This is a genomic window from Neobacillus drentensis NBRC 102427, assembly GCF_001591445.1.
Lineage (GTDB): Bacteria > Bacillota > Bacilli > Bacillales > Cytobacillaceae > Neobacillus > Neobacillus drentensis.
In genome coordinates, this window is sequence record NZ_BCUX01000112.1 from 1 (window position 1) to 3,279 (window position 3,279).

The 3,279-nt window shown below is 36.6% G+C and carries 3 protein-coding genes; 1 reads left to right on the forward strand and 2 read right to left on the reverse strand.

Annotated elements, in window-relative coordinates; all coding sequences use genetic code 11:
* Nucleotides 1-333 precede the first annotated feature (333 nt).
* Nucleotides 334-792 (reverse strand): DUF3231 family protein, encoded by a 459-nt coding sequence (locus BDR01S_RS26405; protein WP_235846651.1) that lies wholly within the window; start codon nucleotides 790-792, stop codon nucleotides 334-336.
* Nucleotides 735-1,337: a DUF3231 family protein gene (locus BDR01S_RS26410; RefSeq protein WP_066363396.1), complete on the reverse strand. Its 603-nt coding sequence runs from the start codon at nucleotides 1,335-1,337 to the stop codon at nucleotides 735-737. Before BDR01S_RS26410 ends, BDR01S_RS26405 begins: the two co-directional genes overlap by 58 nt.
* 263 nt (nucleotides 1,338-1,600) lie before the next feature.
* Here BDR01S_RS26410 and BDR01S_RS24295 point away from each other — a divergent pair, with 263 nt between their 5' ends.
* On the forward strand, nucleotides 1,601-3,115 hold the full coding sequence (locus BDR01S_RS24295; RefSeq protein WP_066363398.1) for an ATP-binding protein: 1,515 nt from the start codon (nucleotides 1,601-1,603) through the stop codon (nucleotides 3,113-3,115).
* The last annotated feature ends 164 nt before the right edge of the window (nucleotides 3,116-3,279 follow it).

The window sequence follows — 3,279 nt, forward strand, 5'->3', positions numbered from 1 at the left end:
AACTCATTTCTTAAAACTTCCCATAATTTTGATTGGTGCTGACACCAATCTATTTTTTTGCCTTCAAATCGATTCTCCACAAAAATCTTCACAACTTCCACACAGCTTCACTACAAGTTCTACATATGTTTTTCTTATGATAAAGACAAGTTAATACGGAAATGGTTCGAAGAGCTCATTTCTTAAAACTTCCCATAATTTTGATTGGTGCTGACACCAATCTATTTTTTTGCCCATAATTATATAAGCCACCACATAAGGTGATAGCTTACACTATAGATCATTAAATTTCTAATGTACCCTATTTTGAATATAGTAACTTAAACTACTTCCCTAGCCCTGAATAATTTCATTCCGATCATCTGCTTGCGGAGGTTCCTCCATCCACCCATGCTTAATCATTATCTTCGCTCCCGCCTCCGCATACAGAGCTATTTCCGGAAGCAACGTCGCATACTTTAGTGCAATATCCCTTCTTGGACTTGCAGCTATAGCCATCCCGTAATTTCCAATCCCTGCGGCAATCATTGATGAGACATTAAACATCATTAATTTATCTGAAAAAACAGATGTGGTTGAATCAGAAACTGCGGAATCCCAGCTCATCGGAACAGGAAGATCCTCACTTTTTAAAATCTCACTAAATAGATCGACATGTTGTTGTGCAATTTGCCTTCCTCTTACCAAATATTCTTTCACTTCTTTATCCTGTGCTATCTGGGCATACCCTGTGATTAATGCCTTACCCAGCATATTTGTTTGAATATTTGAAAACAAATGCGTGACTTCCACTGAAGTAATCGACCGCTTCTGACCGAAAAGCCTGCCAAAAAATGGTCCCGTTTCACAAAATCAACTTTGTCAGGTATAGAAATGTATGGAGGTCTGATGTATGTACCTTGTTTCAACATGAGCTCCCTAATTAAATCCTGCAACTTCATAGCATCTTTAGATATTCGTTTAAAAAAATCAACTACATCTGGACGTGTAACCAATCCTAATGCCGCACCGCTAGCTGCCATAGCAAGAATAGACAGATTGCGATAAAACATTAATACAAAAGTGTCTGAGAATAGTTTTGGGGCTTTTGGATTGACATCTTGTTCCGTAAAGCCAATCGGGACAGGAAATTCCGCCTTTTTAAACAGTTCCTGCATAATCGTAATGTTGCCTTTGGCCACATCTAATGTAAATTCAATAACGGGACGTACTTCCTCATCTTCCACCTTCTCTAAAAAGTAACTTCCCACACACACTGCTAAAGTGTCACTTAAATATTGAGTCCATAATCCTGACATTTCAGCAGCCGTTAATCGGATTTTTGTTTTATCCTCCATCGAATCGCCTCTCTGTTCTTTAAATTCGCATAATAAATTCCAGTAACTATTAGAATCCACAAAAGAAGAACATTTATTATCCACATTCAAGATTTCATACAACTTTTTCTCTTTGTCTAACCCCAAATGTGAAAACCACAACATTTTTTTTATAAAATGAAGCATCTTAAAACGATTGGATTCATTTTACAACAAAGGGTATATTCTAGCAGCTAAAAAAATAGTAGAATAATGATAAACAAATTTAGAGGAGTAGATTCAACTTGGTTGTCCTTCGCATTCTTAAATCGATCCTGAAGAATAAGTTTCTAATATATCTACTTCTCACATTAATCCCAACTATAGCAATCAGTACGGTCATTGCACAGCACCAAGTAACAGTTTTGGAAAATCAAAATCGAATGAAAGCACAAGAGTATGCCAACTTTCATACGAAGAGCATTGAAAATTTACTAGGCGAAACGGTTGGTAGAGTAGAAATGCTCGCTACTTCTATTAAATATCAAAAAAACAACTTAAATGATGTGGAAAATTTACTTAAAGAAACAACAGGGAAAGATCCTCGGCTTTCAGGTTTTTTTTGGACAAATGCAAATGGAGACTTATTACTTAGCACGAATACCAATTCAAATAAAATCAATGTAAGTGACCAACCTTATTTTCAGCAAGCAATCAAAACAGAGAAAACAAGTTTTTCAAACGTACATATTGGCAGGGTCACAGGAAGGCAAATTATTTCCATCGCTACTCCCATTGTCGACCATGGTCAAGTACATGGGGTTCTCGTTGCTAGTTTGCGAATAGACGAAATTGAAGCAGCAATTAAAACAAATGTTAAGGATGAGATGGTCATCATCACAGATGGCGCTGAACATGTTTTAATATCAGCAGGATCTGTTCCTGAAGAAGATTCTATAAAATCCAGTTTGCAGATAGCCAAAATACCTTTGACGATTTCTGTCTTTGTCAGGACTGAAAAGATAATCGCTTTTTGGAAACCCTTTTTAATATACCTAATCATCTTTCTCACGATTTCAAATATCCTATATATATGGGCACAGTACTTCCTTTTAAAAAGGAAAGTAAAACGTGAAAATGAACAAACTGAACATCATAAATTAGAACTAATCGGGAACCTGGCGGCTAGTACGGCCCATGAAATACGAAATCCATTAACTGGGATTAAAGGCTTAGTCAAACTTTTAAGTGAAGAATATCATGATAAAAAGGCCCAAGCTTATTTTGAAGTGATTCAAATGGAGATTGATCGAATCAATGTAATCGTAAGTGAATTACTTGTTCTTGGAAAACCGACGGCCCATACATTGAAAAAATGTAATGCCAATACCATAGTGGCTGAAATTGAGCCGATTATTCATTCGGAAGCCAATTTTATGAATGTGGAATTATCCGTTGATTATCATACCGAAGAATTGCCTGTTTCTTGTGTCAAAGATCAGTTAAAGCAAGTCATTCTTAATTTAACAAAAAACTCCTTGCAAGCAATGCCGTTTGGTGGGAAATTATCCATTTCACTTGATAAACAATCAGATAAATGTTTGATTACAGTCGCTGATAACGGTGTTGGCATGCAGAAAGACCAACTTAACCAAGCATTTAAACCCTTCTATACGTTAAAAAAGGATGGCTCCGGACTAGGTTTAACGGTTTGCAAGCGAATCATCGATTCCTATGGCGGGGAAATTTCAATTAAGAGCATTCCAAATGAAGGAACTGAGGTCGTCATTACACTGCCTTTGATAATGGAGAAAATATAGTATAAAAAAAACATGAAGGGTCCCGTTTTGAGGTGCTTTTCCTAAAATACGTGCTGAAATGACAGTCGTATTGGCATCGTTATTGGTAAATAAAAAAGTAAAATAAGCGGAGATTTTCCGGCTAAATGCAGAATGGAGCTCGTTTCGGGGGATATAAGCGGAGG

Excerpts from the sequence above, each read along its gene's own strand:
- BDR01S_RS26410 (WP_066363396.1), bottom strand. The coding sequence starts at position 1,337 with ATGGAGGATAAAACAAAAATCCGATTAACGGCTGCTGAAATGTCAGGA.